This is a genomic window from Novosphingobium olei (assembly GCF_012927405.1).
Taxonomy (GTDB): domain Bacteria; phylum Pseudomonadota; class Alphaproteobacteria; order Sphingomonadales; family Sphingomonadaceae; genus Novosphingobium; species Novosphingobium olei.
Genome location: NZ_JABBGM010000003.1, coordinates 196,946 through 219,206 on the forward strand (window position 1 = coordinate 196,946; position 22,261 = coordinate 219,206).

A 22,261-nucleotide genomic window follows, 5' to 3' on the forward strand; every position below is an offset into this window, starting at 1 on the left:
GGGCGGTAGCGCTCAGCCCTTGGCCTTTTCGGCCTTTTCCGCCTTCTTCTTCTTCATCGCGTCGTGGAACTGGTCGGCCCAGCCCGGCTTGATCAGCTGTTCGGCGCGCACCAGCCGCAGCTCGCCATCGGAGACATCGCGGCTAACCGCGCTGCCCGCCGCGACGATCGCGTCCGCGCCGATCCGCACCGGGGCGATCAGCGCCGAGTTCGAGCCGATGAACGCGCGCGGGCCGATCACCGTCTTGTGCTTGAAATACCCGTCATAGTTGCAGGTGATGGTCCCTGCACCGATGTTGGCGCCTTCGCCCACCTCGGCATCGCCAAGGTAGGTCAGGTGGTTGGCCTTTGCCCCCTTGCCCAGCCGCGCGGCCTTCATCTCGACGAAGTTGCCGATCTTGCTGCCTTCTTCCAGCACCGCGCCGGGGCGCAGCCGCGCGAACGGGCCGATGCTGACGCCGCTCGCCAGGCTTGCCCCTTCGACATGGCTGAACGCGTGGATCACCACGTTGTCCGCGACCGTCACGCCGGGGCCGAACACCACGTTCTGCTCGATCGTCACGTCGCGGCCGACCTGCGTGTCCCAGGCGAACCACACCGTTTCGGGCGCCACCAGCGTCGCCCCGTCGGCCATCGCGGCGGCGCGGCGCTTGTCCTGCCAGCGGGCTTCGGCAATCGCCAGTTCGCCGCGGCTGTTGATGCCCATGACTTCGTCGGCATCGTCGGTGACCACCACCGCGCAGACGCGCCCGTCGCCGTTCGCCACGTTGACGATGTCGGTCAGGTAGTATTCGCCCTGCGCGTTGTCGTTGCCGACCCGCGCCAGCAGGCCGAACAGATCGGCCCCGCGCACCGCCATCAGCCCCGAATTGCACAGGCGACAGGCGCGCTCGGCCTCGGTCGCGTCCTTGTGCTCGACCATCTTGGCAACCACGCCATCGTGCGCGATCACGCGCCCGTACTGCAACGTATCGGCCGGTTCGAAGCCCAGCACGACCACCGCCGGGTTGTCGTCCCCGTGCAGCCTCTCGAGCATAGCGCGCATGGTTTCGGCGCGCACGAACGGCACGTCACCATAGAGGATCAGCACATCGCCATCAAAGCCGCCCAGCGCGCCCTCCGCCTGCTGCACCGCGTGGCCCGTGCCGAGCTGCGGGTCCTGCACCGCGATCGTCGCCGCGCTGCCCAGCGCCTTTTCAAGCTGTTCGCGCCCGTGCCCCGCCACCACCACCTGGTGCTGCGGCGAAAGCTGCGCGGCGCTCGCCAGCAGGTGCATCAGCATCGGCCGCCCGGCGATGGGGTGGAGCACCTTGTGCAGGTCGCTCTTCATCCGCGTGCCCTTGCCGGCAGCGAGAACGACGATCGCGAGAGGGGCGGTGAAGGAAGCAGCGAGGGGGGAGGAAGAAACGGTCATGGCACGGGCTATTGCCAGCATTTGCTTGCAGTTTCCAGAACGGGACGGCACGTGAGCGCAACATGACGCATTTCTCATTCGACGTGGTCGGGTTCGATCTCGACGGCACGCTGCTCGACACCGCCGCAGACCTTGGCAACGCGCTCAACCATGCGCTGTCGCTCGCCGGCCGCGCGCCGGTGCCGCTGGCGGAAGTCCGCCAGTTCATCGGCGGCGGTGCGGCGCAGATGCTGCGCAATGCGCTGATCGCCGGCGGCGGAGTGGACGAAGCCGCCTTCCCTTCGCTGCAGGCCAGCCTGCTCGAATACTACGCCGCCAACATTGCCGTTCATTCACGCCTGTTTCCCGGCGGCGAAGCGATGCTCGACGCGCTCGACGCGCGCGGCGTGAAGATCGCCGTCGCCACCAACAAGCGCGAGGACATGGCCGTGCGCCTGTTCGAGGAGTTGGGCCTGCTCCACCGCTTCGCCTGCGTGATCGGCGGCGATACGCTAGGCCCGGGTCGCGCCAAGCCCCAGCCCGACATGCTGCACGAAATGATGGCGCGCTGCGGCGGCACGCGCGGGGCATTCGTGGGCGACACCACCTTCGACGTCGGCGCAGCGCGTGCGGCGGGCCTGCCCGTCGTCGCCTGCCGCTTCGGCTTCTGGGACCTGCCGCCCGACGAACTCGGCGCCGACGCGGTGATCGACCACTTCGACGAACTGGTCCCCGCGCTGGAGGTGATCGGGCGGGGGTGAGCGCCACCCCCGTCGCATTCTCCCCTACACCGGATAGCGCATCGCCACGTTGCAGCGTTCGTAGCGCGCGCCGTAGTCGGCCATGATCTGCGCGTCGTGGACGAAGCCCAGCTTCTCGTACAGATGCACCGCGGCCTCGCAGCGCTTGTTGGTCAACAGGTAGAGCAGCTCGGCCCCCATGGCGCGGGCGCGGTCGATCATCGCGGCGAGCAGGAATTCCCCCGCCTTCAGCCCCCGCGCGCTTTCGCGCACGCCCATCTTGGTCAGTTCGAACCGGCCCGGCCCGGTCTGCTGCAGCGCGCAGGTGCCCACCACGCCAAGGCCGGGCGCGGCCACGAACAGGATGGTCCCGCCGCCATCGATGATCCGCGCGCGCGGGTTTTCCAGCACGTCCCGGTCCGTCTGTTCCAGCGCGAACATGGCGGTGATCCACTGCGCGTTGATATCGTGGAAGTCGGCCGCCAGCGTGTCGTCGTATTCCAGCAGGGTCAGGCCCTGCGGCACCATCCGCGCCGCGCGCCCGGCGATGGAGTCAGCATCCAGCGCGCGCTCGATCGCCGAAAGCTCGGCCATGAACTGCCGCGTGCCCTCGCCCAGGATGTCTTCAACCGCCATGCCGATGCGCGGCCACATGTCCGCAGCGGCGCGCCGGGCCGCATCGCGCCCCGCCGCCGTCAGCGCGATCAGCCGCGTGCGCTGGTCGCTGCCGCCCTGCTCCTCGGCCACGATGCCCAGCTGCTTCAACTGGCCGACGCTGCGCGTCACGCCGGGCTGGCTGATCCCCGCCGCTTCGGCCAGCTGGCCAACCGTCATCGGCCCGGTGCGCAACGCCGCCAGCACGACCATGTGCGCCGGCTGCAGCGGCAGCCCCGCCTGCTCGATCACCTGCATCGCGCCCGCCTGCAGCCGTTCCGCCAGCCGCCGCAGCCGGCTGCCCAGAAACGATGGCCCCATGTCCGCAAGAATGTCCGTCACGTCCATCTCCATATCGTGTTATATAACGTGATATGGAGGTGGGTATTCGTCAAGCGGGAAGTTGGCGCGCTTGCTTATGATCGGAACGGACGCGCAACGATCACAGCGCGGCCGGGATCGAGCGGGAACCGGTCAAATACATAAAAACCCTTCCGTCGCCCCGTGCTTGACACGGGGCTTGGCTTCCCTTGCGACCTCGCACTCGCCAAGCGGCACGAGGAAATCGAGGTCGCCATCGCGCGCGAAAAAATCGTCAGGAAATGGCGCCGGGAAAGGAAATACGCGCTGATCGAGGCGGACAACTTCTATTGGCTCGACCTTCGGGAGCAATGGCATGCGGCAGCGGCGGCGCAAGGCGCAAGCGCGAAACAGCCAAGCCCCGTGTCAAGCACGGGGCGACGGCAGGTGTTGGTGGTTAGCTGCCGTCCGATGCAGCGAGCAAAACGCTGGTCGTCTTCGCTAAGAACCGGGCGTCCCGTTCGTTGATTGCGCCACAGAGAAAGGCGGCAGCCTTGCGCGAATAAACAGGCGCTATCCGAACTTGGCGTATCAACTCCGCTTGGGATGCCTCCGAGTTCAGTATCCGCATCATAAGTATTGACGCCCAACGGCTTGAACCAACCACCAAGCCAGACAAGGCGCTAAGAAAGTGCCTGACATATGTTGCGTCATCAAACTGTTCGACAGCGTGAACCAGTGACCATAGACTCTCATCTTCCGCGTCATCAGTCAACATGAGCAGAAGCGGCGCTATTGTTCTCGGATCTCCGACAGAGATGATTGGCTCAAGGACAGCATCGATATCTCGGGCTGCTGCTCCGCGTGCGATCACCCGCCGTAGCTGCGCTAGGTCGTCTTCGAGCATGACGCACGATGCCTCGGCGATGGAACGTCCGCAAATGGGCGTCTCCGGACCTTCGAATTTGCCCCCACGGCTCCGCATGCGGACAAGTTGACAGGCACCTTGCATACGCAATGATTGAGCCACTGTCCTACACGCCAAACCGAGCGTAAAAGGCAGCGCGTCGTTCTTTCAAACCGTTGATATCAGGCGAACTTCCGCAGCTGCCCGCCAGCGGCGCCCTCACCGCCGGTTTTGCCTTTAGAACACTGTCAACTTCGTCAACTTGGGGGGCGTTTGCGTCATCCCGCCTTGAGCAGTTCGACCGCGCGGGGGCCTTCTTCCAGCAGGGCGATCAGGCCGCGTTCGGCGCGGCTCAGCCAGCGGGTCGCGCGCGGCAGGCGCAGCCCTTCGCGCCAGGCTTCCTGTTCGTCGACCAGCGCCAGCACGGCGGGGTGGATGTAGGACTTGCGCGCGATGGCGGGCGTGTTGCCCAGCCGTTCGGACACGTCGAGCAGCAGGGCCTTCAGCGGCACCTTCTCGCGCGCATCGGCGAGCAGTTCGAAGCCCAGCGCGCTCGCGTGCCAGGTGCGGAAATGCTTGGCGGTGAAGTCATCGCCCATCGTTTCGCGCAGGTACGCATTGACGTCGGCCGAGCCCACCGGGCAGGCCTCGCCATGTTCGTCGAGGTACTGGAACAGGTGCTGGCCCGGCAGGTCCTGCATCTTCTTGACGAAGCGGACCAGGCCTCGGTCGGAAATGCGCATTTCGCGCAGCTTGCCCGACTTGGCCTTGAACCGCAGCCGCAGCACCTGCCCCTTCACCGCCACGTGGTCCATGCGCAGCGTCGTCGCTCCGAAGCTTTCGTTGGCCTTGGCATAGGCTTCGTTGCCGATGCGGATGCCGCCGGTATCGAGCAGGCGCACGACCGAGGCGATGCAGCGTTCGCGCGTCAGCTTCGGCGCGGCAAGGTCGTCCTCCACGCGCTTCCTTACCAGCGGCAGCAGGTGCCCGAAGCGGGCGCAGCCGTCGAACTTTTCCCCTTCGCGCGCGGCGCGGAATTCGGGGTGGTAGCGATACTGCTTGCGCCCCTTGGCATCGATCCCGGTGGCCAGGATGTGGCCGTTGGCGGCGGGGCAGAACCATGTCTCGCCATAGGCGGGCGGCAGGCCGATGGCGTTCAGCCGGTCGATCTCCTCGCGGTCGGTGATCCGCTGGCCGTGCGCGTCCCAGTACCCCCAGCCCCGGCCACAGCGGCGACGGCGGATGCCGGGCAGGGAATCGTCGACGTAGATCAATCGGGTCTTGCCGAAACGCAGCGCCTGGGGTTTGCTTTCCATCTTCGGCGAACGGGACAGCCCCCTTGCGGTTCCTGCCCCAGCCCCCCAACTTCCGCCCAGCTTCCCTTACGTTCACCTGCCAGCAAGGATGCCCGCATGTCCGAAGAATACGTCCCCCCCAAGGTCTGGACCTGGGACCAGCCCAACGGCGGCGCCTTCGCCAGCCTGAACCGCCCGATCGCCGGGCCGATCCGCGAAGCCGAACTGCCCGTGGGCGACCATCCCTTCCAGCTCTATTCGCTCGGCACGCCGAACGGGCAGAAGGTCACGATCCTGCTGGAAGAGCTGCTCGAAGCCGGCATCAGTGAAGCCGAATACGACGCCTGGATCATCAAGATCTTCGAAGGCGACCAGTTCACCACCGGCTTCGTCGACGTGAACCCCAATTCGAAGATTCCGGCGATGGTCGATCGCAGCGGGCCCGAACCGATCCGCCTGTTCGAATCCGGCGCGATGCTGCTGCACCTCGCCGAAAAGTTCGGCAGGTTCATCCCCACCGACGCCAAGGGCCGCGCCGAAACGCTGTCCTGGCTGTTCTGGCAGATGGGATCGGCCCCGTTCATCGGCGGCGGCTTCGGCCACTTCTACGCCTATGCCCCCTACAAGATGGAATACCCGATCAACCGCTATGCGATGGAAACCAAGCGGCTGTTCTCGGTGGCCGACCGCCGCCTTGGCGAAAGCCGGTTCCTGGCGGGCGAGGACTACACCATCGCCGACATCGCCACCTATGCCTGGTTCGGCGGGCTGATCCGCGGCGATGCCTATGGCGATGCGGCGACGTTCCTGTCGATGCACGAATACGAGAACGTGAACCGCTGGGTGAAGGAAATCGACACGCGGCCGGGCGCGCAGCGCGGCCGGCTGGTCAACAGCCCCAAGGGCCTGCTCGAACGCCATTCGGCCAAGGACTTCGACACGCTCTCGCCGGCCTGAAGCCGCTGTCGGGGCGGGCTCTGCCGGCCTGCCCCGACGGGTGCCACAAGCCCCCTTTTCACGAAGCGAAAGGCGGCTATAAGCGCGCCTCCTGCTGGGGCGTCGCCAAGTGGTAAGGCACCGGTTTTTGGTACCGGCATTCGCAGGTTCGAATCCTGCCGCCCCAGCCAGCAGAAATCCGCGAGTCTTGCCGCTGTCAACACCGGCACAATTCGCGCTTTCCGCAACGCTTTCCGCAGTCATTGCGCCTTCCTTTCGAGCTTGGCGACCGCGCTGTCCGACTGGGTCGCGGTCATGGATTGGTAGCGGTCGAGCATCTCGTTCACCGTCTTGAGCGTCCAGCCCAGCACCGCGGCGATCTCCGATGGCGTGCAGCCGGCGTCGGCCAGCATCGTGCAGGTCGTGCCGCGCAGGTCGTGGAAGTGCAGCCCGTCGAGCCCGGCCGCGAGCGCGACTTCGCGCCACTTGTGCATGAAGTGGATCGGGCGTGGCTTCACGGTCCACGGCTTGCCCTTGTCGGTGGCGAGGATCGTGGTCGCCTTCTTCGGCGCGGCGTCGAGCACGGCCTTTAGCGCCGCCGGCAATGGCATGTCGACCTTGCGCTTGCGCTTACCCTGGCGGAACGTCAGCCGGCCATCCTTCACCGCGCTCCAGCCCAGCTGCAGCAGGTCTGACTGGCGCTGGCCGGTCCACAGCGCGAGCTCGAGCGCGAGGCGCAGTTCCGGCGTGGCATGCTCGCGAAACGCGTCGAGGTGTTCGGGCAGCCAGAGCTTGTCGGAGCGGTCGGCCTTGTAGACCTTCTTCGGCCGCGTCGCGTGGTTGTGGCTGATCATGCCGCGATCGCGCGCCCATTCGAGGATGATGCGCAGGACACCGAACGTTGCGTCGGCCTGGCGCCGGGATGACTTTGCCATCTCGTCGCGCCAGTCGAGCAAGCGCTTGCGGATCTTCGGGTCCTCGATCACGGCCAGCGGATAGGTGCCGAACGCGGGCGTCTTGGGCGAGAACTTCGCCGCGGCGATCTTGTCGAGGTGACCGAGATAGTCGGAGCGCGTGCGCTCGGCGAGCTGCTGGAATTGCGGGCTCTTGCGATAGCCGTCGATCACCTCCTGCAGCGTGCCGGTGACGCGCGCGCGGCGCGGCGCATCGATCGCGGCCTGGTACGAACGCATGAAGGCAGGCGAGCCGGGCGTGAAGTCCGCTTCCTCGTCGCCGGGCTGCGGACGCAGGGCGCCATAGCCGCGCAGGTAGTAGTAGTCCTTGAGGCGCCCGAGCCGGTCCTTCTTGTGGCTGGCGTAGACGCCCTTGAGCTTAAGCCGCATGACCCTGTTCCCATTGCTCCAGCGGCGACAGGTTCGACGCGTGCGCGGGCACCGACAAGCCGCCGAGACGGTCGAGCACCGCGTCGTGCGCGCGGATGTCATAGCGGTTCGTGCCGGGCACGGGACCGGGCACGATGCCCTTTGCCTGCCAGCTGTCGTAGGTCGCAGGCTTGATGTCGCCGAGATAGGCGCAGATGCCTTCCTTGGTCGTGAGACGGGTCATGCTGCGATCCTCTCAAATAGGTCGGGCTGAGCCGGGTTGAGCAACGCTGCGCCCCATTGCTCGGCACAGGCGTCCGCCAACCCGGGAAATGTCTCGCTCCGCAGGCGCGCGCGCTCGGCACCCGGGGGCATGCGGTGCACGCGGCTCCATGCCTTGTGCTCGTCGGTACCGGCCTTGGGCGGGATCAGCTTGTTGGTCGGCTGCAAGTCCGGCAGCTCGATCAGCTCGAACCCGGTCGACTTGAAGAACGGATCGCCGAACCACCACGGCTGCACGAACTGCGTCCGGCCGCGCTGCGTGCGCTCGATCGCGTGGCGGTGCATGACAGGATTTTCAAGAGCCCGCCGGCGGATGTTCCCCTTCTCCCGGCACGCGCGATAGAAGGCCGCCGCGGCGTCGAGTTCTGCCCAGCGCGGTTCGTCGCGCCCGTTCACCTTCTTCCCGCCGATGTAGAGCCAGCGGCCGCCGCTATTGCAGAGGATCGTGCACGGCGGGTGCATTACGGCCAGCATGTCCCAACCGTCGTCGAGGTGGGCGAGAAGGTCGTCGCGGATATGACGGTTGCTGCCATCGTCGGCAGGCTCAAGGTCGCAAGACCAGGCATCGAAACCGCGCGCGAGAAAGGCGCGGCGCAGCACACCCGAACGTTCGCAGCCTATCAGGACACGCGGCGCACTCACGCCAAAACTCCTTCCATCTCCCGAAACGTCCGGCAGACATCACCCACCGTCTCCCACCGCTCGATAACGGCGTCGGGCACCTCTCTGCCGAAGTGCTCCCGCAGCGCCTCGGACAGGTCGAGCGGGACCAGCGCGTCGCAGCGAAGGTCCGTTTCCAGCGACGCGGCCTCGGTGATGAGGTGATGCGTGTGGACCGGGAGCCAGGTGTTGAGGCAGTCGTGGATCAGCGGGGGGATGGTCATTGTGTGTCCCGCTTCTGGGGCGCGTTGAGCGGCGGAACGGTTTCCGATTGCTCGAACATGCGACAGGCCTTTGCCGAGTGCGGGAACATACGGTTAGCTTTGTGCGGGATCGGGAAGATGCACTTGGCCTTCTTGAGCTGGCCGGCTTTGTCCTTGTTGGTCCGCGAGTAATGCCCGGGGATTGCCGGACCGTCGCGGCCCATGACGCGCCAGAATTTGCATTCTCGGCAGGTCGCGCCAGCTGGTCCGGTTCCCGCGATATGCGCTTGTCCGAGAAACGTATCGCGAAAGGGCTGGTCGTAGTCGGCCTTGGTAAGGCCGGCGCCAAACTCAAGATGATCCGCCATAATCTCCCGGCGCCGCTTCTTAGGCTGACGCGCCGTTCCCTTGGGGTGAAAGGTTAGTCGAGCCCGAGCGCGTTCTTGTACGTCTCGACGACGCACTCCTGCTCGCGGCGGTCATCCGGCTTCATCTTGCGAAGGCGGACGATGATGCGCATCACCTTGGCGTCGTAACCGGTGGCCTTGGCCTCGTTGTAGACGTCCTTGATGTCGTCGCTGATGCCCTTCTTCTCTTCTTCGAGGCGCTCGATGCGCTCGATCAGAAGGCGCAGGCGGTCGTCGGCGGATTCGGCCATTGGTCAGTTCTCCTTGGTGGTTTCAGCCGCCGCCCGCACGTCCGGCGAGGCGTTGGCGTAGCGAACGAAGTGCTGGCGCTCGTTGCGGACCCAGCAGTTGTTGCGCAGGGCGGTGAGGCGGCGGCGGTAGTGCCAGGCGTCGAAGCCGAACCAACCGGTGGCGAACGCGAAGACCGCGACGGGGAGGAAAGTCTGCATCGTCACGCCTCCCAACCGTCGGCTTCATCGCCCGGGAACTGGTCGCCGTGTTCGTGGTCGGCGCGGCCCGCACCCGGCATCAGTTCCGCCAGGCGCTCGGCCACCGCGTCATCGCACTTGGCGCGCAGGTCGTCGTTGAGCCGGTCAAGCGTCGGCAAATGCTTGGACACCATAGCGTTGAGGGCGTCGGCGTTGTCGGTCTTGGCGACGTTGGCGATGAACTTGTCGGCCCATTGTTCGGGTGTCTGCTGACCACCTTGACGCTGCTGGCGCGGTGCATCGGCGAGAGGCTGGATCTCGATCCCGGCCTTCTTGCCCTTCGTCTTCATCACCACGACGACGGTCTTTTTGTCGATGTGGCTCATGTGGCTGATGCGGATGCCGCCGACGTTGAGCCCGCCGAACGTGACGCTGTCGTCGCGGTAGAGCGTCATCGAGCGGCCGACGTAGTCCGCGGCGTTGCGGCCCCAGACGCCGAGCAGGACGCGGCGCATGGTCTTGCAGGGCTTGAAGGGCTTGTTGTTGTCGCCCTCGTAGAAGATCGAGACGGGCTGGTCGCCGTCGTTGCCGGTCACCTTGCGCACGGTGATGGTGCGCGGCGCGCCGATCAGATCGTCGGCGTTGAGTTGGTCGCTCTTCGCTTCCACGAATTGCGACATGTCGATCATGTCGTTCACAGTCCTGCTCCTTTCTGGCGGCGAGTGATCTCGCGCTGCGCATTCCACTTGAGGTCTTCTTCCATGGTCGGTTGGCGCAGCATCCAGCCAAGGAAGCCGGCTTCGACTTCCGGCCAGGGCACGCCCCGGAACTTGCCGAGCGGGCATGTCGGCAGGAGGCGCGGCTCCTTCGTCCACTGCACCATGTCTTTGCCGGTCGCTCCGGCATCAAAGAGCGCGAGCAGGATATGCGCGGTGACGTAGGCATCGGGGCCTGCGCGGTGGGCAGGCTGCGTCAGGGCATGCTCAGGCGCGATCTTGCCCGCGTCTTCAAGCCAGTACCGGAGCGCACCGTTCGAGTGGCTGGGAGCTTCCGGCCACACCCGGAGCGCCGCCTTGTATGTGCAGATGACCGGCACCGGGCTGGTGAAGAACTTGGTCTCGAATTCGGCGTTGTGGGCGGCGATGGCGGCGGGCATTCCGTTGACGTGAGCAAACATGTCGTCCGCACGGAACGGCTCCTCTCCCGCGCACTCAGTCAACGAGATGTGATGGACCGCTCGAACGTCGGGCGGCATGGCGTCGACGCCGCAGAGCCATGAGCGCGGCTCCATCACCTTGCGCGCGTCCAGATCAAGGTCGCAAAGCCCAACTTCGCAGACCTTTCCGGCAGGCGGTTCAGTGCCGGACGTCTCAAAGTCGATGACGCGGATCACGGTCATATGATGATCTCCTCAAGCGCGCGCCGCTCGGTCTCGATGACCTTGGGCATGCGGGCGAGAGTGGCGCGGTACTCGCGCATCACGTCGGCAACGCGCGCCTCGAACGCCGTCGCGGCTGCGATGATCGCGGCTTGCAATTCGGGATCTGCGTGGACCCGCTTTACGTAGACAGGCTGGCCGCCCGAGTAGGAGATGAAGTCGATCCATTCCCGCTCGCTGACGAGGAGCGCGGTCTGCAGCTGCAGCACGTATTCCTCGGGCACGTCGTCGGTCGCGATGGTCTGCACCTGGTACTTGCCGGCGCGCGACTTGCACTCGATCAGGCCGTCGTCGCCGACCAGACCGTCGGGGCTGTAGCCGATCGTGAAGCCCCATTTGTCGTTGGTAATGAACCCGGTCTCGACGACGTCGGCATAGTGCTCACTGTAGGCGGCGCGGGCGTAAATTTCGTCTTCCTGCCCGCGCAGCATGGCGTCGGACACGTACTGAGGCTCAACGAACCCGGTGAGGCGCTGGAACGCCAATTCGTAGGCATGCGCCCGCGTCTTGTCGTTGTTCGCGACCTTGCCGGTCGGCGTGATGATCAGCTTCATCTCGCTGGCGGTCAGCAGGCCGCAACGCGCCTGCAGCCACTCGTCGGAGCCCTGCAGGAGGTCGCCGTGGTAGATGACGTGCGGTGCTGGCTTGCGAGGCGGACCGTCGGTGGGGCCGGAAACCAAATCATCTACCGCAGCGACGTATTCCCGGTAGTCGGGATCAAATGGATTGTCGGTCATGATCATCTTCCCATTGCTTGGCGGTGGCGAGCCATCGATCGGTAGTGGTCGGAGTAATTATCTTCGTCCGCGTCCTCACCGTAGCGGTGGTAGTGGGGGTAGACCGGCTCGCCGCAGCGGGGGCAGCAGCGCTGGTTGTCGCAAATCGCGGTCTCGCAGCAGCGGGTAAAATGCGTGCTGTTCGTCGGCGAGCAGTGGAAAACGCCCGGCATCTCAAAACCTCAGCGAAACGTTGGGCACCTCACCGGCGCGGATCAGCAGCACGATCTTCTTCGCGGTGTCCTCGTCGACGCCGCAGGTCATGATCGCCTCCTTCGCGGCCTTCATGACCGCGCTGCGGTGCGCCTGGTCGGCTTCCCGCGCGGCCTGTTCGTCCGCGAGACGCTTGGCCTCAGCCTGACGTTCGGCCTCTTCGGCAGCGATGCGGTCGCGTTCCACCTGAGCCGCGCGTTCGGCTTCGGCGGCACGGCGGTTAGCTTCGTCGATCTCGCGCTGTGCAGCGGCTGCAGCTTCACGCTGAGCCTGTTCGGCGGCCTCCTGCTTTGCGCGCTCGATGCGTTCGGCCTCCGCCTTCTCGGCGGCAATGCGGCGTTCCTCGGCTGCCTTTTCCTCAGCAGCGCGGCGCTCTTCCGCTTCCCGCGCCTCTCGCTCAGCCCGCTCGCGCTCTTCGCGTTCGGCCTGTTCGGCGCGCAGCCGGTCGAGCTCGGCACGATCGGCTTCTTCCTTCGCCAAGCGCGCCATCGCAGCCTTGAGGGTGTCGATCGCTAGAGCCTTTGCCGCTTCGGCTTCCGGCAGCATCTCACCGAACAAGTCGGCATTGAGTTCGGTCTTCCAGACGTCACCGCCACGAGCCCGCACCGATGCCTCGGTATCCTCGATCGTCACCACGGACGAGGCCTTGAACCCGGCGATGATGGCGCGGCACGTCTCGACGCGTTCCGCCTCGAAATCTTCCCAGTCGGTCAGAGGCTGGCGCACCGCAGTGGCCAGCGCGGTCAGCTTCTCCTTGACCGAGCGGCGCTCGGCGTCGACGGCGTTGATGCGAGCCCTCGCCTCTTCGTTGAGCTTCTTGCCTGCATCATCGATCGCGGTCTTGGTGCGCGTGATCTTGTAGGCCAGCGACTTGATCGCCTTGCGGCCCTTCTCCGTGCTGGTGTCGGGCTCGAAGGCGTCGACCTCGCGCTGGATATGCTCGTAGAAGCTCTCGCGCTGGGCCTTGTCGGTCAGGACAATTTCAGGCGTCTGCTCAACTACGACAGCAATGTCGGTCGACGGAATTTCGATCTTGGCCGGAGCATTCATGTCAGCGGCTCCCCTTGCCCGCGCCGGCCTCGGCAGCGGGGGTGTGGGACGGGCGTGCACCGGATGGCGAGGCTGCACGGCGGGAGGCGAGAAACGCCATGAACTCGGTGTCGGCGCCGATCAGCGGCGCGTGATCTCGGGTCGGTGTGGCGGTTCGGAAGATGCGGTCGGCGGTCACTGTCCTGCTCCCAGCATCGGCGCGAAGAACAGGCACAGCGCGAGCATCATGGTCGCGCCGATGACCATGCCGAAAACCAGCGCGAGGACGCCGCTGGGCTCGTCGCTTTCTGCTCGAAACCGGGCGATCATCTCGCGCGCGGCTGCGGTGTCGGCTTCGTCTTGGTCGTGGCGGAGGTCGAAGGGGGCGTTCACCGAACCCCTCCCCGCACCTCAACAAGCCCACGATTGAGCCCGACCGGATCAGCACCCGGCGACCACGACCAAGGCTCGACCGGCGCGAAGTCCTCGACGGCGACGCGGTACAGCTCGACCGGCTTCAACGGCACGAAGCGGACGTCGATCAGCTTGTCGGGGCACTTGCGATAGGTCGGCGCGCCCTGCTTGATCGCGTAGACCACGAGCAGGCGTTCGCCCTTGCCGTTGGTGTGCAGGACCTGCAGCGCGTCCTTGTGGTTGCAGCGCGGGGCAGCGGCGTTGACCGCGTCGGCCAGCGTCTGCGCGCCTTCGGTGTCGAGCGGATAGGCCTGCGTTGTGCTGGCAGGGATGCGCCAGGCGTGGAACGTGGTCGCGTGGACCGGGCGGATGGGCGAGACGGCGTTCATGCTGCGTCATCCATTTCCAGAGCGGGCACCTCAGGCGGCGGCGTCCGGGCCGTGCTCGCGTTGGCAATTGCGTCAGCGATTGCATCCGCCACGGTCCTCCCGCTGCCAGAGGAGCAAGTGAGGCCTTCGCCATGCCAATGAGCGTTCGCCCAAGGGCCATATTGAGCACTCATGTGGACGCTGATCGTGGTCAGGTCGTGCTTGGCGCAAAGTGCGCGCAGGGCTTCGTCGATGCTCACGCCGCAGCCCTCCGATCCAGAGCCCCAGCCACATCGCGCCGGATGCGCTCCCAAGCCGCCGAAAGATCGCGGTGTGTCCGGAAGTGCTCGTTGCCGTTCGGATCACCCCACAGCGCGCCGAGAACGTCCTCGGGCGATGACGACAGCAGCGCATCGCGTTCGGACCAGCTCGAGCGATCCCAGACCGCGTGCCAATGGTTCTTGAGGCGCTCCCACTGCGGGCCGGTGAACTCGTTCCAGCGGTCGACGGTGATGGCGTAGGTGTGGCTGTGCTGCTCGACCGGCGGCTTGGCCGTGATGCCAGCGATGATCGTCAGCGCTTCGGGGGAAAGGTACCACATGGGCGGGGCTCCAACTTGGGCCGGGTCTGCGCTTGCGGCTCACCGGCTGTTGGAAACACATTTGCAGATTGCAAAGTTGCGGTCAAGTCAAAAACATTGCAGATTGCAAAGTCAGTCGACGCGAGGCTTTGCAACCTGCGTAGGCCACGAATCACCCGCGCCGATCATGAAGCCCGGTGCGCTTGTAGGAAAACGGAAAATGGCTGATCAAAGGGCGCCACTCCCAGTCGATCATGATGCAGCTGACTGGGCGGCCAGAGTGGTCGCACGTCGTGCGCACTTGCGAGAATGTATCAGGCACTATCCGCCTACGCCTGTGGTCCCGCCGGCTGTCGACATCACATGGCGTATTCTGACCGCCGCTTACGAGAGTGGCGACGTCTGCCTCGCGCCTTACGATGCCTCAGTTGAGATCGCGTTGGCGGTGGTGAAACAGTGCGAGATTTATGGCGTTGAACAGGTCCGTGATTCGATTGTTCGCTTTGATGACGCTCCTGATAAAGCTCAGAAGCTCGTCGTGACTAACAGAGAGGTCATTCTCCAAAAGCCCATCGCCAGTATAAATGTTTTTAGTAAAGACGATAGTTTCACCGTGTAAGGCGGTGACGTCTACAATACCATGGATTATGTGGTTTCTCTTCACGGCAAGTTCAGCAATAATTGCTGACAGTTCTCGCACTTCTGCCTCCGATGGCCGAAGCCATGGATTGTGCCTAGTGCCGGAGCGCAAGAATTCCAATCTGCGCTCAAGCTGGACGGGCATTGTCCTAAATCCTGGACTGCCGCCGTTCAGGAAGATCACTTCGTTTACCTGATCGAGGTAGTTCTCCAACATGCCCCAGGCAATCGTCAGATTTCCAAGCAACGTTATTGCGTTGTCGTAGGCTCTCTTTTCCAAATCAGCCTTGCGCGCAAGCAGCTGTTGCAGCTCCCGGCGGCTGCGGCGCGGCTTCAAGATGTGAGACGCCGCCGCCCATAAAGTTGCTAGCGCTGCACCCGCCACCAATCCTTGGACAAAGGCCATCAGCACGATTTACTGGCGGCACATCAGTTGTGCGTGCCGTCGAGTAGAAACGTCTCGATGATTTTCATCACCTGGTCCCGGCTTTCCTCAGGAACAGCCTCGATCATTTCCAGCGTGCGAGTGTCAGCCTCACGCGGATCTAGGTCCGCAAGCCAGCCTGGCCGCGTCCGAAGCGCTGGCGCCAATCTGCGAAGCCATTTCAACGACAGACCGCGCTCACCTTCCTCTAGCAAACTGATGACCGATCCGGTGGTCGGGGGCTGACAAGCGGCGCCCAACTCCTCTTGGGTCATTTTCCGATATTCCCGCCACACGCGGAGGAAATTCGGGCCGCCGTTTTTGTCATCAGCCATGCCCACATTGTGAAGGCAATCTGCAATCAAGTCCTCACGCAGGCTGCAAAGTTCGTCTACTTGATGACGCTTGACCATATCTTTGCAATCTGCAAAGATTGGCGGCATGGAAACGGTCACCCCTACGGGCATTGCGGCGGCTGCGGGCATATCGCTCCCTTACGCCTCCCAGATCATGAGTGGTGCGCGAAACCCGCGCCGCTCCCTCGCCATCCACATCCTCCGCACGACCGGCTGGCGGCATTCCGTCCTTGATGGGCTGACTGACGAGCAGATCGACACGCTCGAGCAGATCGAACCGTGGTCGCGGCCCACCAGCAACGCCGCCTGACCATGGCGACCACCCAACACCCCGAGCCTGATCTCGGGTCGCGCGGGGCAACGTCCCCAACTCCGGCCGGGGCGTCCGTCCCCACCCTTTGCGGGCGCTCCGGTCTCTTTTCTGTTCCTGCTCATGGTGAAGCGTAATGCCTGAATCGAAAGGGCAAAACAGCCTGTTCGGCGTGCCCGAGACCGCAGAAATCCAGAAAGCCGCACGATCAATCATCCTCGCGGTCAAGCGCGACGAGGGCGTGACCAGCAAGGATCTTGCCCGCCTGCTCGACGTCACGGTCGACACGGTCGAGCGCCTCGAAGGCATGGAGACGAAGAAGGTCCCGGCGTCGCTGATCTCTTCGGTCGCGGCCAAGTTCGGCGGGGAATACATCCAGCCTTACATGGCCCTGTTCGGCCACAAGGCGATCCGTGCGCAGTGCGAAGAGGCGGTGAACATCCTCCCGGCGCTGACCGCCCTGGTCGCAAAAATCGCCGCTGCAGCACCCGGTGGCGGGGCGCAGCTCAATCACCAGACCATGGCCGCAATCGCGACTGAACTGCGCGAGGTCGACGGGATCGTCACCGCGCTGCGTGCGCGCGCCGCTGACATGGGAGTCGTTGCATGAAGCCCCAGCTCTCCAAGACCGATCGCTTCGCCGATCTTCTCGCCGACGGTTTCAGCGTGGCTGATGCCGCCGCACGCCTGTGCTGGACGCCGCGCCAGGGCAACTCCGCCCTGCAGCGCATCCGCCAGATGCTCGGACCGCAAGCCGTATGAGCCGCGAGGAACGCGCTGCCCTGCGCTGGGCGCTCAAGCTGCTCGATGGGTTCTTTGCTCTGACCGGATTGGAGTTGAAGCCGGAGAACCGCGACAACATGGCGCGCCTGCGGGCGCTTGCGGGAGGGCGGTGATGAAAGCGCCACGCCTCTGCCACAAGTGCGACGCGCCGATCTCCAGGTGCAGCAAGACCGGATATTGCCGCCGCTGCTACGCCCGCATGGTCGGCACTGACCGCCATATCGTCGCCAAGCGCGCAGCCAAGCGTCGCGAGCTGATCCAGCGTGACCCGCAATACCGGGCCCGGCATCTGGCAAACCTCTACAAGCACGCGACCATGGCGCCAGCTGCAATCGAGGAGCGCGCGCGGCGCTCGCAGGAAATATTCCTCAACCCCGAATATCGCGCAAAGGCTTCTGTAGCGGCGCGCGCTGTTCGGCTGGCACATATCCCTGAACATCTGCGCGACGAATATCTTCGCCTCGCCGTCCATGGATTGAAGGCTGCGGAGCGTCGGGAGATCGTCCTTGCTCACTTTCGGCGGGAAGATCCGATTGCTGCCGCTGCGTTCGAAGGGCGCAATATCAAAGCATTCGCGCCGAAATCGCTGATCGACGCGGACCTGCGCAAGCTCGGGTGGCGGATGCTGATTCGCGCGGTCGCTGAGCGCTTCAACGTCACCGAAGCGGAGGTGCTTTCAGCCAAGCGGTCCTCGGAATTGATCCACGCGCGCGCGATCGTCGCACAAGAGCTGCGCCGCCGCGGCATGTCGCTGGCGCTGATCGGCGAGCGGCTGGGGCGTGATCACACGACCATCCTCAACCTGCTGCGCAGGGTGCAGTCCTACGCTGACAGCAATCCCGTCGTGGCACGATGCCTTATCGAGATTCACCGCGAACGGGGAGTGCAGGCAGCATGACCCGCGCCGAAGCCATCCTTGAGCAGCGCCACCAGCGCGAGGCCAAACGCAGGTCGATCAACTCTGCCGCTCGTCGCGACATTCGCCTTGGCAAGCACAAAGGCTGGATCATGCGCGAGCACGGCCTTTCGCCCACTGCGTATGAGCAGTTGGCTGGGCAGGTTCGGGAGGGGTTCAGCGGATGAAACCTCCCTACAACCAGCGCAAGCAGCCCACCCGCGACTACCACCGCGCCGCGCTCGTCTCGTCGATCTTGCTCCATGCGGACCTTGACAAGCTGGCTGGCGACGATCGCGCGATCGACAGCATGGCGCGTTCACGGAAGGTTTCGCCGGCTGTCGTGCGCGAGATCGTGGCCAACGAGATCGATCGGCGGCGCGCCGCGCGGGAGCGGCACCTGTGACCAAGAAGCAATCCCCTGAAACAATCGCAAAGCGAAATGCTTCCCTTGCTGCCTGGCGAGCCGCGAATCCCGAGCGCTATCGTGAACGCCAAGCCAAGTGCGCCGAAAAGCTGCGTGCTTACACACAGACCAAAGAATTCGCGGCGAAGTCTTCGGCTCGAATGAAGGCGCGGCACGCAGACCCTGAATGGCAGAAAGTTCGCAACGCTCGCTCCTCCAAAACGATGAAGCGTACCTGGGAAGAACAACGAGAGCGGATGCTCTCTGCAAATAAAGATAATTTCATTAAGAACCAGTCTGCTGCAGTCGGCATATTTTCTTCGGCATCTGAGGAAAAAAAGAGGGTCGCCGCTCGGTGGATCATGAGGCGCGCTCAAAGTGCGTTGAGAACTGACACCGAGTTCAATGAACTTTGGGTATATACTCATGAAAGGCTTCGCGCGGAGAAGCCCTACGAAGGTGATCATGATTCTAGCAATTACTTAGATTATCTGTCTTGGCTGGGAAAGGCTACTACCAGCGATCCTGCAATTTGCGATCTGGCGGGTAGATTTCTGCGCGATGCGATTCCGCGCGCGGCTTCGGAATGGCGCGCGGCACAGGAGGCCCAGCGTGCAGTGGGCTGATCTGGAAAGCGCGCTCGACGCGTCCCCTCTATTCCCGGTGGAACGCCCTGACGGCCGCAAGCACCTGAGCGAGCTGGCGCGCGTCATCGAGTTCCGCGATCTTGTCCGCACCTGCACGCGCGGGGTGCACGTTCATGCCATCCCGAACGCGGCGAAGCGCGGCTTCAAGGCACAGGCGCAGGCCAAGAAGGAAGGCATGGTCGCAGGGGTTTTCGACCTCTGCGTGACCTGGCAGCCGCGCGGGAATAGCCGCGGCGTCGCTTGGCCGGAGTTCAAGGGATACGACGCGAGCGGCAAGGCTGGCTCGCTGTCACAGGCGCAGATCGACTGGGGCAACGCGCACTTTCGCATGGGGCATGCGGTAGCCTGCTTCTTCTCGCCCGAGCGCGCGCTGGAATGGCTTGCCAGCCACGGTGCGCCGGTTGTGGGGAGGATCGCGGCGTGAACGAACAATCGAAGCTTCTGCCGCTTCACCCTGTAGACGAATCGGAATGCCCTCAGTGGGGCACTGCCGAAGACGGCCGCCGCGTTCTCCTGAAGGGTGACGAGCGCCTCCCCGCGTTGTTTGCCCAATGGCAGGCCGATGCGTGCCGGCATTCGCATCGCGTAGTCATCCGGTTCACCAACGCAGGCGGGCAGGCCATGCACCAGCACTGCTGCACCGGGTGCGGATATGCCGAGAGCCGTTGGCTCAAGCGGGAGGACGCAGAGCGCGAGGGCGTTGCGGTCGATTTTACGAAGGACCGTGCGGCCTCTCTCAGCAACCAGTATCGAGCAGAACGCCTCGCGCGCCTCACTGCGCTGGCAAACTCCGCTGCTGATCGTATCCAACCACAGCAGCGCGAAGAATACAGCGACTACCTGCGCTCCCCTGCTTGGCAGCGCCGGCGCTCGAAGGTCCTGAGCCGAGCCAATCACACCTGCGAAGGCTGTCTCACCAATCCAGCGACTGACGTCCATCACCTGACCTACGCTCACAAGGGGGCGGAGTTCGCATTTGAACTCGTGGCGCTGTGCGAGCCTTGCCACACCCGTTGGCATCAGCCGGAGCGCGCTGAGTGAGCAGCCATCCGATCGAAGCCACGCACGCCTGGCACGGACACCGCTTCGTATTTTTCCAAGGGCAGTTCGACAGCCTGCTTCGTATTGAAACCAATGGTCGGCGGGTCGACAGCGAAGAGCGGGCTCGTCTTAAGGCCCTCGCCTACGCCGAGGCCGAGCAGACCGGAGAGTGCTACTCGTCACGCACGCTTGCTGAACTGTGGACGATGGCGCCTGCAGACGCGATTAAGCGCGCTGCGCCATCGATGATCCCGTCGTCTTACGATCACTTCGACGCTCGCGAACATTCTGCGCAGCGCGAGCATGGCAGCTTCATCGCGCTCACCGGCGACATCGATGCGGGCAACCATGAATCAAGCACCATCGTCGCCGCGGTCAGCGAATTTGCAGGCAGTTCCGCGCATCTGATCTATTCGAGCGCGCACAGCCGCCCGGGTGATCAGCGCTGGCGCGTGATCCTGCCGCTGGCGGCCGCCACAGGCTTCGACACTTGGTACGACGCACAGAAATCGTTCTTCGCATTCATGGAAGCGCGCGGGATCGCGATGGATCACGCGCTCGCCCGCCCCGGCCAGCCTGTCTACCTCCCCAACGTCCCGCCAAAGTACAAGGATGGCTCGTCTCTTCGGGGCGCTGACGGCACGCCACTCTATTTCGAGCGGCACGCCACGCCGCTGACATGTTCCGGCCTCGACCTCGAATGCGGTCCTGTCTCGCAAGGCATCGCGGCAATCCGCCGTCAGCGCGCGATCGACGAACGAGAGCGAGCTCGCCTGAAGGCCGAGGCCGAACGCCGCCGTGCGTCCCAGCCCCAGGGTAATGGCGCGTCGTTGATCGACGATTTTAACGCCAGTAATTCCGTGACTTCGATGCTGGAGATGTCCGGCTACGAACAGTCTCCACGCAATGGGGACGACTGGAAATCGCCGCAACAGACTGGTGATACCTACGCCACACGGGTCATCGGTTCAAAGTGGGTGTCACTCTCCGCCAGTGACGCGGCGTCCGGTCTTGGCGAGAAACACGACGCGGGGTGCTACGGCGACGCCTTCGATCTGTTTGCGCACTACAAGTTCGGCGGCGACCGCAAGGCCGCGCTTCGTCAGCTGGGGGCTGAGCGCCGCGCCGACAATGTGATCTATCCGCCGCAGTTCGACGCCGAGCCGCCGGAGTGGATGAACGACCTGCCCCCGTACGATGAGGCGCCAGAATGGGGCTATGATGCCGAGCCCGCTGCTGAAGCGTCCGAGGCGGCCGCGGGCGCGCCCAAGACGCTCCCTTTCTTCTGGTTCAAGGACGCCGAACCAGATCTCGAGGCGAACGACTTCGTCGAGGGCTTGCTGACCTCAGGCGCCATGTCCGTGGTCTACGGCCCGTCAAACTGCGGCAAGACGTTCTTCATCGTTGACCTCGCTTTGCACGTTGCCTGGGGGCGTCCGTGGCGCAACCGGGAGGTTGACCGCGGCGCTATCGTCTACCTGTCGCTTGAAGGCGCTCAGGGCATCCGCAACCGCCTCGCAGCGTTTCGCCGGCATCACAACGTGCCCGGGCTCGACCTGCCCTTTGTCGCCATGCCGCAGCCGGTGAACCTGCTCGACAACGACGCGGACGTTCATGCGGTCATCGCCCTGGTCAAGCACGTCGCCGAGCAGACCGGCCTCACCGTCGCCATGGTGATCATCGACACGCTCTCACGCGCAATGGCAGGAGGGAACGAGAACAGCCCTGAGGACATGACCGCGCTGATCGGCAACTGCGATGCCATCCGGCACGCAACCGGCTCGCATGTCTGCATCGTTCACCACAGCGGCAAGGACGAGGCACGCGGCGCTCGCGGTCACAGCTCCCTGCGTGCCGCAACCGATACCGAGATCGAGATCAAGCGCGATCCCGAACTTACCCTTTCCAGTGTCCGTATTGCCAAGCAGCGTGATCTTGAAGCCGGTGATCCATTCAATTTCACACTGCAATCGGTGGCACTGGGAGACAACCGCAGGGGGAAGCCAGTGACCTCCTGCGTCGTCATGGAACCCGACCAACAGACCGTGATCGGGCGCTCGCCGGACAAGCTCTCCGACAAGGAGCTCGTCGCGTTGGAGGCCCTTGATCGGATCATGCTGACGGCCGGATTCGAGACCGTAACAAGCCGAAACAACCAGACTGTTACGGCTGTTTCGGTCGGCAACTGGCGCAGGCACCTGTCGGGGTGCGGCGTAACAGACCCGCACAACCGCGATGTTTCGCGCGTGCAGTTCAACCGCATCAAGAAAGCTCTGATTTCTAAGGGTAAAATCCATGCGGAGGGTGAGGTCGTATGGTTCGCGTAACAGAGCGAAACACTCACCGAAACATCGATGTTTCGCATGCCCCGGCAAAGGCAGGGAGCGAAACACTGCGGGGCTCTCCCCCTAAAGGG

35 protein-coding genes and 1 tRNA gene are annotated in these 22,261 nt (G+C 64.4%); 14 read left to right on the forward strand and 22 right to left on the reverse strand.

What is annotated here, in order from left to right; translation table 11 throughout:
- Positions 1 to 12: 12 nt before the first annotated feature.
- On the reverse strand, positions 13 to 1,413 hold the full coding sequence (gene glmU, locus HHL27_RS08750) for a bifunctional UDP-N-acetylglucosamine diphosphorylase/glucosamine-1-phosphate N-acetyltransferase GlmU (RefSeq protein WP_169493019.1): 1,401 nt from the start codon (positions 1,411 to 1,413) through the stop codon (positions 13 to 15).
- A 62-nt stretch (positions 1,414 to 1,475) separates the two neighbouring features.
- On the opposite strand from glmU, the gene HHL27_RS08755 reads away from it, so the two are divergent.
- On the forward strand, positions 1,476 to 2,153 hold the full coding sequence (locus HHL27_RS08755) for an HAD-IA family hydrolase (protein ID WP_169493020.1): 678 nt from the start codon (positions 1,476 to 1,478) through the stop codon (positions 2,151 to 2,153).
- A gap of 24 nt (positions 2,154 to 2,177) precedes the next feature.
- Here the strand turns inward: HHL27_RS08755 and HHL27_RS08760 are convergent, their stop codons facing one another.
- The 3 genes from HHL27_RS08760 to HHL27_RS08770 form a co-directional block, all read right to left on the reverse strand.
- Positions 2,178 to 3,128 carry a bifunctional helix-turn-helix transcriptional regulator/GNAT family N-acetyltransferase gene (locus tag HHL27_RS08760; protein ID WP_338114855.1) on the reverse strand — a complete coding sequence of 317 codons (951 nt, stop codon included), beginning with the start codon at positions 3,126 to 3,128 and terminating at the stop codon, positions 2,178 to 2,180.
- Between the two features lie 415 nt (positions 3,129 to 3,543).
- Entirely contained in the window at positions 3,544 to 4,098 is a 555-nt protein-coding gene (locus HHL27_RS22880) for an Imm30 family immunity protein (protein ID WP_420874047.1), read from the reverse strand.
- Between the two features lie 173 nt (positions 4,099 to 4,271).
- On the reverse strand, positions 4,272 to 5,309 hold the full coding sequence (locus HHL27_RS08770) for a DNA topoisomerase IB (RefSeq protein WP_169493023.1): 1,038 nt from the start codon (positions 5,307 to 5,309) through the stop codon (positions 4,272 to 4,274).
- A gap of 96 nt (positions 5,310 to 5,405) precedes the next feature.
- Between HHL27_RS08770 and yghU the strand changes: the two genes are divergently transcribed.
- Positions 5,406 to 6,245 (forward strand): glutathione-dependent disulfide-bond oxidoreductase, encoded by an 840-nt coding sequence (gene yghU, locus HHL27_RS08775; RefSeq protein WP_169493024.1) that lies wholly within the window; start codon positions 5,406 to 5,408, stop codon positions 6,243 to 6,245.
- Between the two features lie 95 nt (positions 6,246 to 6,340).
- Positions 6,341 to 6,415: transfer RNA gene (locus HHL27_RS08780), tRNA-Gln, on the forward strand.
- Between the two features lie 69 nt (positions 6,416 to 6,484).
- Here HHL27_RS08780 and HHL27_RS08785 read toward each other — a convergent pair.
- From HHL27_RS08785 to HHL27_RS22395, 18 genes are all read right to left on the reverse strand, one after another.
- The gene (locus HHL27_RS08785) at positions 6,485 to 7,567 is read right to left on the reverse strand and encodes a tyrosine-type recombinase/integrase (protein WP_169493025.1); all 1,083 of its coding nucleotides are present in this window, start codon (positions 7,565 to 7,567) and stop codon (positions 6,485 to 6,487) included.
- Entirely contained in the window at positions 7,557 to 7,790 is a 234-nt protein-coding gene (locus HHL27_RS08790) for a hypothetical protein (protein ID WP_169493026.1), read from the reverse strand. The genes HHL27_RS08785 and HHL27_RS08790 overlap by 11 nt, the downstream gene beginning before the upstream one ends.
- Entirely contained in the window at positions 7,787 to 8,470 is a 684-nt protein-coding gene (locus HHL27_RS08795; protein ID WP_169493027.1) for a hypothetical protein, read from the reverse strand. Before HHL27_RS08795 ends, HHL27_RS08790 begins: the two co-directional genes overlap by 4 nt.
- Positions 8,467 to 8,712 carry a phosphopantetheine-binding protein gene (locus HHL27_RS08800; protein WP_169493028.1) on the reverse strand — a complete coding sequence of 82 codons (246 nt, stop codon included), beginning with the start codon at positions 8,710 to 8,712 and terminating at the stop codon, positions 8,467 to 8,469. Before HHL27_RS08800 ends, HHL27_RS08795 begins: the two co-directional genes overlap by 4 nt.
- Positions 8,709 to 9,059, reverse strand: coding sequence for a hypothetical protein (locus tag HHL27_RS08805; protein ID WP_169493029.1), 351 nt, complete (start codon positions 9,057 to 9,059; stop codon positions 8,709 to 8,711). The genes HHL27_RS08800 and HHL27_RS08805 overlap by 4 nt, the downstream gene beginning before the upstream one ends.
- Positions 9,060 to 9,112: 53 nt before the next feature.
- Positions 9,113 to 9,349, reverse strand: coding sequence for a DUF2312 domain-containing protein (locus HHL27_RS08810; protein WP_169493030.1), 237 nt, complete (start codon positions 9,347 to 9,349; stop codon positions 9,113 to 9,115).
- A gap of 3 nt (positions 9,350 to 9,352) precedes the next feature.
- Complete coding sequence (locus HHL27_RS08815) at positions 9,353 to 9,547, reverse strand: hypothetical protein (RefSeq protein ID WP_169493031.1); 195 nt, start codon at positions 9,545 to 9,547, stop codon at positions 9,353 to 9,355.
- 2 nt (positions 9,548 to 9,549) lie between these two features.
- Positions 9,550 to 10,224 carry a hypothetical protein gene (locus HHL27_RS08820; protein ID WP_169493032.1) on the reverse strand — a complete coding sequence of 225 codons (675 nt, stop codon included), beginning with the start codon at positions 10,222 to 10,224 and terminating at the stop codon, positions 9,550 to 9,552.
- Positions 10,221 to 10,925 carry a 3'-5' exonuclease gene (locus tag HHL27_RS08825; RefSeq protein ID WP_169493033.1) on the reverse strand — a complete coding sequence of 235 codons (705 nt, stop codon included), beginning with the start codon at positions 10,923 to 10,925 and terminating at the stop codon, positions 10,221 to 10,223. The genes HHL27_RS08820 and HHL27_RS08825 overlap by 4 nt, the downstream gene beginning before the upstream one ends.
- On the reverse strand, positions 10,922 to 11,707 hold the full coding sequence (locus HHL27_RS08830) for a lambda exonuclease family protein (RefSeq protein WP_206069479.1): 786 nt from the start codon (positions 11,705 to 11,707) through the stop codon (positions 10,922 to 10,924). Before HHL27_RS08830 ends, HHL27_RS08825 begins: the two co-directional genes overlap by 4 nt.
- A gap of 207 nt (positions 11,708 to 11,914) precedes the next feature.
- Positions 11,915 to 13,003 carry a hypothetical protein gene (locus HHL27_RS08835; protein WP_169493034.1) on the reverse strand — a complete coding sequence of 363 codons (1,089 nt, stop codon included), beginning with the start codon at positions 13,001 to 13,003 and terminating at the stop codon, positions 11,915 to 11,917.
- A 1-nt stretch (position 13,004) separates the two neighbouring features.
- Complete coding sequence (locus tag HHL27_RS08840; RefSeq protein WP_169493035.1) at positions 13,005 to 13,181, reverse strand: hypothetical protein; 177 nt, start codon at positions 13,179 to 13,181, stop codon at positions 13,005 to 13,007.
- Complete coding sequence (locus HHL27_RS08845) at positions 13,178 to 13,375, reverse strand: hypothetical protein (RefSeq protein ID WP_169493036.1); 198 nt, start codon at positions 13,373 to 13,375, stop codon at positions 13,178 to 13,180. Before HHL27_RS08845 ends, HHL27_RS08840 begins: the two co-directional genes overlap by 4 nt.
- The gene (locus tag HHL27_RS08850) at positions 13,372 to 13,785 is read right to left on the reverse strand and encodes a hypothetical protein (RefSeq protein WP_169493037.1); all 414 of its coding nucleotides are present in this window, start codon (positions 13,783 to 13,785) and stop codon (positions 13,372 to 13,374) included. Before HHL27_RS08850 ends, HHL27_RS08845 begins: the two co-directional genes overlap by 4 nt.
- Entirely contained in the window at positions 13,782 to 14,024 is a 243-nt protein-coding gene (locus HHL27_RS08855; protein ID WP_169493038.1) for a hypothetical protein, read from the reverse strand. Before HHL27_RS08855 ends, HHL27_RS08850 begins: the two co-directional genes overlap by 4 nt.
- Positions 14,021 to 14,365, reverse strand: coding sequence for a hypothetical protein (locus HHL27_RS08860; protein ID WP_169493039.1), 345 nt, complete (start codon positions 14,363 to 14,365; stop codon positions 14,021 to 14,023). Before HHL27_RS08860 ends, HHL27_RS08855 begins: the two co-directional genes overlap by 4 nt.
- A 403-nt stretch (positions 14,366 to 14,768) precedes the next feature.
- Positions 14,769 to 15,389, reverse strand: coding sequence for a hypothetical protein (locus tag HHL27_RS08865; RefSeq protein ID WP_169493040.1), 621 nt, complete (start codon positions 15,387 to 15,389; stop codon positions 14,769 to 14,771).
- Between the two features lie 23 nt (positions 15,390 to 15,412).
- Complete coding sequence (locus HHL27_RS22395) at positions 15,413 to 15,862, reverse strand: helix-turn-helix transcriptional regulator (RefSeq protein ID WP_206069480.1); 450 nt, start codon at positions 15,860 to 15,862, stop codon at positions 15,413 to 15,415.
- Here HHL27_RS22395 and HHL27_RS08875 point away from each other — a divergent pair.
- From HHL27_RS08875 to HHL27_RS22765, 11 genes are all read left to right on the forward strand, one after another.
- Positions 15,849 to 16,073, forward strand: coding sequence for a hypothetical protein (locus HHL27_RS08875; RefSeq protein ID WP_169493042.1), 225 nt, complete (start codon positions 15,849 to 15,851; stop codon positions 16,071 to 16,073). The genes HHL27_RS22395 and HHL27_RS08875 overlap by 14 nt on opposite strands.
- A gap of 136 nt (positions 16,074 to 16,209) precedes the next feature.
- Positions 16,210 to 16,683: a hypothetical protein gene (locus tag HHL27_RS08880; protein WP_169493043.1), complete on the forward strand. Its 474-nt coding sequence runs from the start codon at positions 16,210 to 16,212 to the stop codon at positions 16,681 to 16,683.
- On the forward strand, positions 16,680 to 16,835 hold the full coding sequence (locus HHL27_RS08885) for a hypothetical protein (protein ID WP_169493044.1): 156 nt from the start codon (positions 16,680 to 16,682) through the stop codon (positions 16,833 to 16,835). Before HHL27_RS08880 ends, HHL27_RS08885 begins: the two co-directional genes overlap by 4 nt.
- Positions 16,832 to 16,969 carry a hypothetical protein gene (locus HHL27_RS08890; protein ID WP_169493045.1) on the forward strand — a complete coding sequence of 46 codons (138 nt, stop codon included), beginning with the start codon at positions 16,832 to 16,834 and terminating at the stop codon, positions 16,967 to 16,969. The genes HHL27_RS08885 and HHL27_RS08890 overlap by 4 nt, the downstream gene beginning before the upstream one ends.
- The gene (locus tag HHL27_RS08895; protein ID WP_206069481.1) at positions 16,969 to 17,754 is read left to right on the forward strand and encodes a helix-turn-helix domain-containing protein; all 786 of its coding nucleotides are present in this window, start codon (positions 16,969 to 16,971) and stop codon (positions 17,752 to 17,754) included. Before HHL27_RS08890 ends, HHL27_RS08895 begins: the two co-directional genes overlap by 1 nt.
- Positions 17,751 to 17,939: a hypothetical protein gene (locus HHL27_RS08900; protein WP_169493047.1), complete on the forward strand. Its 189-nt coding sequence runs from the start codon at positions 17,751 to 17,753 to the stop codon at positions 17,937 to 17,939. Before HHL27_RS08895 ends, HHL27_RS08900 begins: the two co-directional genes overlap by 4 nt.
- A complete protein-coding gene (locus tag HHL27_RS08905; RefSeq protein ID WP_169493048.1) occupies positions 17,936 to 18,157 on the forward strand; it encodes a hypothetical protein in 222 nt (73 codons plus the stop codon). Before HHL27_RS08900 ends, HHL27_RS08905 begins: the two co-directional genes overlap by 4 nt.
- The gene (locus tag HHL27_RS08910; protein WP_169493049.1) at positions 18,154 to 18,783 is read left to right on the forward strand and encodes a hypothetical protein; all 630 of its coding nucleotides are present in this window, start codon (positions 18,154 to 18,156) and stop codon (positions 18,781 to 18,783) included. Before HHL27_RS08905 ends, HHL27_RS08910 begins: the two co-directional genes overlap by 4 nt.
- On the forward strand, positions 18,770 to 19,228 hold the full coding sequence (locus HHL27_RS08915; protein WP_169493050.1) for a hypothetical protein: 459 nt from the start codon (positions 18,770 to 18,772) through the stop codon (positions 19,226 to 19,228). Before HHL27_RS08910 ends, HHL27_RS08915 begins: the two co-directional genes overlap by 14 nt.
- Positions 19,225 to 19,845, forward strand: coding sequence for an HNH endonuclease (locus HHL27_RS08920; protein WP_169493051.1), 621 nt, complete (start codon positions 19,225 to 19,227; stop codon positions 19,843 to 19,845). Before HHL27_RS08915 ends, HHL27_RS08920 begins: the two co-directional genes overlap by 4 nt.
- A complete protein-coding gene (locus HHL27_RS22765; RefSeq protein WP_169493052.1) occupies positions 19,842 to 22,172 on the forward strand; it encodes an AAA family ATPase in 2,331 nt (776 codons plus the stop codon). Before HHL27_RS08920 ends, HHL27_RS22765 begins: the two co-directional genes overlap by 4 nt.
- The last annotated feature ends 89 nt before the right edge of the window (positions 22,173 to 22,261 follow it).

Excerpts from the sequence above, each read along its gene's own strand:
- HHL27_RS08770 (WP_169493023.1), bottom strand. The coding sequence starts at position 5,309 with ATGGAAAGCAAACCCCAGGCGCTGCGTTTCGGCAAGACCCGATTGATC.
- HHL27_RS08850 (WP_169493037.1), bottom strand. The coding sequence starts at position 13,785 with ATGAACGCCGTCTCGCCCATCCGCCCGGTCCACGCGACCACGTTCCAC.
- HHL27_RS22880 (WP_420874047.1), bottom strand. The coding sequence starts at position 4,098 with ATGCAAGGTGCCTGTCAACTTGTCCGCATGCGGAGCCGTGGGGGCAAA.
- HHL27_RS08810 (WP_169493030.1), bottom strand. The coding sequence starts at position 9,349 with ATGGCCGAATCCGCCGACGACCGCCTGCGCCTTCTGATCGAGCGCATC.
- HHL27_RS08895 (WP_206069481.1), top strand. The coding sequence starts at position 16,969 with ATGAAAGCGCCACGCCTCTGCCACAAGTGCGACGCGCCGATCTCCAGG.
- HHL27_RS08755 (WP_169493020.1), top strand. The coding sequence starts at position 1,476 with ATGACGCATTTCTCATTCGACGTGGTCGGGTTCGATCTCGACGGCACG.
- HHL27_RS08830 (WP_206069479.1), bottom strand. The coding sequence starts at position 11,707 with ATGATCATGACCGACAATCCATTTGATCCCGACTACCGGGAATACGTC.
- HHL27_RS08800 (WP_169493028.1), bottom strand. The coding sequence starts at position 8,712 with ATGACCATCCCCCCGCTGATCCACGACTGCCTCAACACCTGGCTCCCG.
- HHL27_RS08790 (WP_169493026.1), bottom strand. The coding sequence starts at position 7,790 with ATGACCCGTCTCACGACCAAGGAAGGCATCTGCGCCTATCTCGGCGAC.
- HHL27_RS08885 (WP_169493044.1), top strand. The coding sequence starts at position 16,680 with ATGAAGCCCCAGCTCTCCAAGACCGATCGCTTCGCCGATCTTCTCGCC.
- HHL27_RS08785 (WP_169493025.1), bottom strand. The coding sequence starts at position 7,567 with ATGCGGCTTAAGCTCAAGGGCGTCTACGCCAGCCACAAGAAGGACCGG.
- HHL27_RS08900 (WP_169493047.1), top strand. The coding sequence starts at position 17,751 with ATGACCCGCGCCGAAGCCATCCTTGAGCAGCGCCACCAGCGCGAGGCC.
- HHL27_RS08805 (WP_169493029.1), bottom strand. The coding sequence starts at position 9,059 with ATGGCGGATCATCTTGAGTTTGGCGCCGGCCTTACCAAGGCCGACTAC.
- HHL27_RS08880 (WP_169493043.1), top strand. The coding sequence starts at position 16,210 with ATGCCTGAATCGAAAGGGCAAAACAGCCTGTTCGGCGTGCCCGAGACC.
- HHL27_RS08890 (WP_169493045.1), top strand. The coding sequence starts at position 16,832 with ATGAGCCGCGAGGAACGCGCTGCCCTGCGCTGGGCGCTCAAGCTGCTC.
- HHL27_RS08825 (WP_169493033.1), bottom strand. The coding sequence starts at position 10,925 with ATGACCGTGATCCGCGTCATCGACTTTGAGACGTCCGGCACTGAACCG.
- HHL27_RS08905 (WP_169493048.1), top strand. The coding sequence starts at position 17,936 with ATGAAACCTCCCTACAACCAGCGCAAGCAGCCCACCCGCGACTACCAC.
- HHL27_RS08860 (WP_169493039.1), bottom strand. The coding sequence starts at position 14,365 with ATGTGGTACCTTTCCCCCGAAGCGCTGACGATCATCGCTGGCATCACG.
- HHL27_RS08815 (WP_169493031.1), bottom strand. The coding sequence starts at position 9,547 with ATGCAGACTTTCCTCCCCGTCGCGGTCTTCGCGTTCGCCACCGGTTGG.
- HHL27_RS08835 (WP_169493034.1), bottom strand. The coding sequence starts at position 13,003 with ATGAATGCTCCGGCCAAGATCGAAATTCCGTCGACCGACATTGCTGTC.
- HHL27_RS08875 (WP_169493042.1), top strand. The coding sequence starts at position 15,849 with ATGGAAACGGTCACCCCTACGGGCATTGCGGCGGCTGCGGGCATATCG.
- yghU (WP_169493024.1), top strand. The coding sequence starts at position 5,406 with ATGTCCGAAGAATACGTCCCCCCCAAGGTCTGGACCTGGGACCAGCCC.
- glmU (WP_169493019.1), bottom strand. The coding sequence starts at position 1,413 with ATGACCGTTTCTTCCTCCCCCCTCGCTGCTTCCTTCACCGCCCCTCTC.
- HHL27_RS08865 (WP_169493040.1), bottom strand. The coding sequence starts at position 15,389 with ATGGCCTTTGTCCAAGGATTGGTGGCGGGTGCAGCGCTAGCAACTTTA.